Here is a 6,587-nt window from a genome sequence, read left to right on the forward strand (position 1 = left end):
AAGCATATGCTGATGCAGCATTAAGAGTTAAAAAATCAGGATTTGATGGTGTAGAAATACATGGAGGTCATGGTTATTTATTAAGCCAGTTTTTATCACCTTATTATAATAAAAGAAGAGATGAATATGGTGGAAGTATAGAAAATAGAGGAAGAATAATATTTGATATTTATAAAGCGATGAGGGGAAAAGTTGGATATGACTTTCCAATATTAATAAAGCTAAATTCAGCTGATTATGTAAAGGAAGGTGGATTAACTGAAGAAGATAGCTTATATGTAGCGAGAAAATTATCAGCCCTTGGAATTGATGCAATTGAAGTTACTGGCGGAAATGAATCAATTAAAGAAGTTGCAGAAAATAATTTAGGAGCTGCAAGAACTAAAATAGTATTATCAAAAGATAGAGAATCTTACTTTAAAGATTATGCAATTAAGTTATCAGAGAGTATTAATACTCCAGTTATCTTAATCGGTGGAAATAGACATTTAGATGTAATGGAAGAAATATTAAATAAAAGCAAAATAGAATATTTTACTTTATCAAGACCATTAACAGCAGAACCAGATTTGATAAATAAGTGGAAAACTGGTGATAGGAAGAACCCAAAATGTGTATCATGTAATAAATGTTATAATACATTAGGTAAAAGATGTATATTAAACATAAGAAATTTATAATAAATACTAAAAGTCCACACTTTAATGTGTGGACTTTTTATTTTAAATCTTTAAAATATTTATGTGACCAAGCTTCAATTTCTTTAATAGCCTTAGTTAAATCTTTTCCCATAGGGGTTAAGTTATATTCAACTCTTGGGGGAACCTCTGGATAAATTACTTTATTTATTAAAGTCTCATCTTCTAATTCTTTAAGATTTTCTGTTAGAACTTTATGACTAACACCATTAGTAATTCGTTGAAGTTCTAAAAATCTTTTAGGTCCATCATACATATGGCAAAGAAGAACAGCTTTCCATTTACCACGTATAAAATTCATTGCAAAATCTAAAAGACAGACATATTTTTTCCCTTTATATTCAATCATTAGTGCACCTCTATATAATATGTAAGATATATATTGATTATTGTATCATATAAAAGTGATTTTATTAAAACTTTAAAGTACATTATTATTAATGTAGGAATATGATGTAGTATTAACCATTAAATTATCTTAAGGTGTGATGTATATATGAAAAATAATAAGATAATAGTTAGGGCAGTTAGTGAAAAAAATTGTTATATTAATAAATGTCGTGTAATTTTACGAAATGAAAGTAAAGTATATGAAACTTACACTAATGAAAAAGGTATCGCTAAATTTGATGTTCCTTTTGGTATATATGAATTAAAAGCTTACAAAAAGGGATATAAAAGTAATTGTTATACAATTAGTGCCTATGAATTTTGTAATTATGAAACAATTAAATTATGTAAGGAAAAAAGTGAAGAAGTTGTTATTAATTTAGTTAATCAAGATATGAACCCTATAATTGGAGCAGATATAAATATTATTAATAAAGTATACAAATATAAGGAAATAACTGATAAATGTGGTATTGCTACATTTAACGTTTATTATGGATGCTATAAGTTAACTATAGATGCTAAAGGATATGAAAAAATATCATGTAAAGTTATGTTTAGAAAGGAAGTTAGCTTTACACGGATAATGCTTAAAAGAGAAGCTCCTCCTAATAGATCTATTTCTGGTAGTGTCGAGATAGAAGGAAGCTCAGATTTAAAAGATATTGGAGTAATATTATATAAAGTTTATGAAAATGATAATGAGGAACCAATAGAGTACACTTACACTAATGAAAAGGGTGAATATATTTTTCTAAATCAAGAAAGTGGAAAATACTTAGTAAAAGCGACTAAATATTAATAAAGACAAGCCTAAATAGGCTTGTCTAAATTTATATTATTATGCAGGTACGTTATCAGTTGCAGTTACATAGTAATCTCTAGTAGCTATATCTGTTGGAACTACGAAGTTATAGTATCCGCTAGCATCAGTCTTAGTAAATGCTACACCAGTTCCGTTTGGAGATGTTCCACTAAATAACATAACTGAAGTATTTGCTAATGCGGTACCTAAGTCATCTCTTGCGATACCTTGAATTAAGCTAGAAGTACTTGCTATTACTGCAACACCTGATAAATCAGCAAGTGTTGTGAATATACCAGCACCGAAAACTACATCAAGTTCAGCAGGGTTTATTGTAGAAGTCATGGCAACTACTTTATAAGATATTGTTCCATCTAAACCTATGAAAGCATAGTTACCAGCAGAATTTGTAACAGTTACTCCAACAAGTACTGGAGAAGCTGGTACTGTCATATCAAATAAGGAAATTATACCATTTTCTATTGGAGAACTATCTGAAGCAAGTTTGAATTTACCAAGAATAGCTTTTCTTCCAGTAGTAAGTTCAGCGTCACTTACTAAAGTTGTTGTTCCTAAATTATTATAAGTGCTAGCTGTAACTGTAATAGATCCAGTTGATTTAACATCGTAACCTGAAGCTAAAATGTTAATTTGATATCCTGTAGCAGCTGGAGCTGTAATAGTGAAGGCACCATTAGCATCAGTTTGAACCATATAAACATCAGTTCCAGTTGATGGTTTAAGTGCAACGTACGCATTAGCTATAGGAGTTGTTCCATTTGTTACTATACCGTAAACACCTTCATCAACTATAGTGTAAGGAGTAGATAAATTAAATGGAGCTAAAACTAGAAGTTGGTTATTTCCAGCAGTTAATGTTCCTGAAGAACCAGTAGTTAGGGGATATACTTTTTTATCTAAATAGGACATATAAAATCCTCCATTATCATTTGAATTTAGAGTATTATCTCTCTATATATACATTCTATGAAAATATAGCTAAATTTGACATAAAAATATTTAATACATATTAAATTAATAAAAAATGTAAAAAAACATTAGAAAAAAAATTAATAATTGTGTAGAATGGAATATAAATAATAATAATTTATAAAATAAACTAAGGAGGTAGGAGAATTAATGAAGTTAATTTTAAAGTACTTAAAAGAATATAAGATTTTGTTCATTTTAAATGTAATATCGGTTTTTGGGTTTGCCTTAGTAGAACTTGGTATACCAACTATAATGGCTAAAATAATTGATGTTGGAATAGTTTATAATGATATACCTTATATAAGAAAAATGGGAATAATAATAATAACTATCTCAATTATAGGATCACTTGGAACGGTATTACTTGGATATTGTTCTTCAAAAATTTCAACTAATATTACAAGAGATATAAGAAATGATATATTTGTGAAAGCGCAGGAATTCTCACACAGTGAGTATGATAAGTTTGGAATATCATCAATGATTACTAGAACAACTAATGATGCCTTTCAATTACAACAGTTTGTAAACACACTTCTAAGAATAGCACTTATAACACCAGTTATGTTTACAGTAAGTTTAATTATGATTATTAAAACGAATCTTTCTTTATCTATAGTGCTAGGAGTAACAATTCCGTTTATAATAGTAGGAGTTTTTATAATTGCAAAAGTATCTCATCCAATGTCTCAAAAGCAACAAAAAGGATTAGATAAGTTAAATAGAATTTCAAGAGAAAATTTAACAGGAATAAGGGTTATTAGAGCTTTTGGAAATGATGATCATGAATCAGAAAGATTTAAAGAAACGAATGATCAGTATGCAACTATTTCTAAAAAACTTAATAAACTAATGTCAATTTCTCAACCAACATTTTTCTTCATATTAAATATGGCTATAATTGCAATATTTTGGATATCAAGTAAAATGATAAATGCAGGAACTTTAGAAGTTGGACAATTAGTTGCATTTATAGAGTATTTGTTTCATGCAATGTTTTCTATTATGCTATTCTCACTTGTATTTGTTATGTATCCAAGAGCGGAAGTTTCAGCAAATAGAATAAGTGAATTATTAGATGAGGAACCACTTATAAAAAATCCTGAAAATGGAGCTAAAGTTTCAACTAATAAAGGAATAATAGAATTTAAAAATGTTACTTTTACTTATCCAGATGGAGAAGAACCAGTACTTAAGGACATTTCATTTACAGCGAAAAATGGTGAGACTGTAGCATTTATAGGAAGTACAGGTAGTGGTAAAAGTACATTAATTAATTTAATACCAAGATTTTATGATGTTACAAAAGGATCAATAAAAATTAATGGTATTGATGTAAGAAATTACGATTTAAAAGCATTAAGAAAGAAAATTGGATTCATTCCACAAAAGACTTTATTATTTACAGGAAGTATAGCAAATAATATTAAATTTGGTAAGCAAAATGCAAATGATAAAGAATTAGAACATTCAGCAAAAGTTGCACAAGCTTATGACTTTATATCTAAAAAACCTAAAAAGTTTGAAGAAAAGATAAGCGAAGGTGGATCAAATGTATCAGGTGGCCAAAAGCAAAGACTTTCTATTGCAAGAGCTATAGTTAGAAAACCTGAAATATATATATTTGACGATAGTTTCTCAGCATTGGATTTTAAAACAGATGCAATACTTAGAGAAAAATTAAAGAAAGAAACTGAGGATTCAATTGTATTAATAGTAGCTCAAAGAGTTAGCTCAATTACAGAAGCTGATAAAATAATAGTATTAAATGAAGGAGAAGTAGTTGGAAGTGGAACACATAGAGAATTATTAAAGTCATGTGATATATACCATGAAATTGCCTCATCACAACTTACAGAGGAGGAGCTTTTAGGATGAAGAGATTAGATGATTTAAAAAGAACAGTTAATAAGCTTTCCCCTTTTATAAGACCATATAAAATAGCATTTATTTCTTCAATTTTATTTATAGTAGGCGCTGCTGTATTAAGTGCAGTTTCTCCAAAGGTTGAAGGGCTTATAATTACTAGGCTTACTAATGATGTAATAGAGATGAGCCGTGGAGTAGCAGGTGTATCTGTAAATTTTAATTATATTTTTAAAGTATTAATTATTTTAGCAGTTATTTATACTTCTTATACACTTTTAACATATGCTGCAAACTTTCTATTAACAAATGCTATTCAAAATACTATGAGGGATTTAAGAAATGCAGTTCAAGATAAGATAAGAAGACTCCCAATAAAATATTTTGACTCTAACAGTTATGGAGATGTGTTAAGTAGAATATCAAATGATGTAGATACTATTTCAAATGCACTTCAGCAAAGTTTCAGCCAAGTAATAAATTCAGTACTTGCGATTGTACTTGCGATTGCAATGATGTTTACAATAAATGTAACGATGACACTAATTGCAATGCTTATTATACCGATAAGTTATTTTGTATCTAGATTCATTGTTAAAAAATCACAGAGATTATTTAAGAATCAACAAAAGGCTCTTGGTAAATTAAATGGTACTGTTCAAGAGATGTATACAGGATTTAATGAAATAAAACTTTATGGTAAGCAAGAAGATGCTATAGATGAATTTAAAGAGATAAATAATGAACTTTGTACAAATGGATTTAAGGCACAGTTTGTATCAGGTCTTATGTCACCACTTGTATCACTTGTTACTTATCTTGGTATTGCAGCAATGTCAATTATAGGACCTATATATGCTATAAGGGGTATTATTACAGTTGGTAACTTGCAAGCATTTATACGCTATATATGGCAAATAAATCAGCCACTTTCTCAAATGACTCAATTATCATCTACAATTCAATCAGCTTTTGCTGCTGTTGAACGTGTATTTGAAATATTAGATGAAAAAGAGGAAAGCAAAGATCCAATAAATCCAGTTAAAATAGAGAAAGTAAAGGGAGATGTTACTTTTGAAAATGTTAAGTTTGGATATAGTGATGATAAAATATTAATAGAAAACTTAAGTGCTAATATTAAGAGTGGGCAGATGGTTGCAATTGTTGGACCAACTGGAGCTGGTAAAACTACTTTAATAAATCTTCTTATGAGATTCTATGATATAAAAGGTGGATCTATTAAAGTTGACGGGGTTGATACTAGAGATATGAAGCGTGAAGATTTACGTGGAATGTTTGGTATGGTACTTCAAGATACATGGTTATTTAATGGAAGTATATACGATAATATTGAATATGGAAGATTTGGTGCAAGAAAGGATGAAATAATTAATGCAGCAAAAATTGCTAATGTTCATCACTTTATAAAGACTCTTCCAGATGGATATAATATGTTCTTAAATGAAGAGGCATCAAATATATCACAAGGTGAAAAACAGCTTCTAACAATAGCTAGAGCGATTATTTCAGATCCTAAAATACTTATATTAGATGAAGCTACAAGTTCAGTTGATACTAGACTTGAAGCATTACTTCAAAAAGCTATGCAAAATATAATGAAGGGCAGAACAAGTTTTGTTATAGCGCATAGACTTTCAACTATTCGTAATGCGGATTTAATTCTTGTTATGAATGAGGGAGATATAATTGAACAAGGAAATCACGATGATTTAATGAAAAAAGGTGGTTTCTATGAAAAGTTATATAATAGTCAATTTGCAAAGAAACAAATAAATTAGTAAATCAGTTACAAAAAAAATCTAATAAAAAAACAA

The 6,587-nt window shown here is 28.7% G+C and carries 6 protein-coding genes; 4 read left to right on the top strand and 2 right to left on the bottom strand.

From position 1 onward, the window contains the following. The coding region (locus tag RSF37_RS08485; RefSeq protein ID WP_442878713.1) for an oxidoreductase at positions 1-680 on the top strand (680 nt) is incomplete at its 5' end. Positions 681-717: 37 nt separating this feature from the next. Here RSF37_RS08485 and RSF37_RS08490 read toward each other — a convergent pair. Beyond that, a complete protein-coding gene (locus RSF37_RS08490) occupies positions 718-1,047 on the bottom strand; it encodes a winged helix-turn-helix transcriptional regulator (protein ID WP_332563976.1) in 330 nt (109 codons plus the stop codon). Positions 1,048-1,194: 147 nt separating this feature from the next. Here RSF37_RS08490 and RSF37_RS08495 point away from each other — a divergent pair, with 147 nt between their 5' ends. Next, the gene (locus RSF37_RS08495; protein ID WP_332563977.1) at positions 1,195-1,890 is read left to right on the top strand and encodes a hypothetical protein; all 696 of its coding nucleotides are present in this window, start codon (positions 1,195-1,197) and stop codon (positions 1,888-1,890) included. A gap of 39 nt (positions 1,891-1,929) precedes the next feature. Here RSF37_RS08495 and RSF37_RS08500 read toward each other — a convergent pair whose 3' ends face one another. Beyond that, positions 1,930-2,823 (bottom strand): carboxypeptidase-like regulatory domain-containing protein, encoded by an 894-nt coding sequence (locus RSF37_RS08500; RefSeq protein ID WP_332563978.1) that lies wholly within the window; start codon positions 2,821-2,823, stop codon positions 1,930-1,932. A gap of 210 nt (positions 2,824-3,033) precedes the next feature. Here RSF37_RS08500 and RSF37_RS08505 point away from each other — a divergent pair, with 210 nt between their 5' ends. Continuing rightward, positions 3,034-4,764, top strand: coding sequence for an ABC transporter ATP-binding protein (locus RSF37_RS08505; RefSeq protein WP_332563979.1), 1,731 nt, complete (start codon positions 3,034-3,036; stop codon positions 4,762-4,764). After that, positions 4,761-6,551 carry an ABC transporter ATP-binding protein gene (locus RSF37_RS08510; protein ID WP_332563980.1) on the top strand — a complete coding sequence of 597 codons (1,791 nt, stop codon included), beginning with the start codon at positions 4,761-4,763 and terminating at the stop codon, positions 6,549-6,551. The genes RSF37_RS08505 and RSF37_RS08510 overlap by 4 nt, the downstream gene beginning before the upstream one ends. The last annotated feature ends 36 nt before the right edge of the window (positions 6,552-6,587 follow it).

It is taken from the genome of Clostridium sp. (assembly GCF_036643715.1).
Taxonomy (GTDB): domain Bacteria; phylum Bacillota; class Clostridia; order Clostridiales; family Clostridiaceae; genus Clostridium.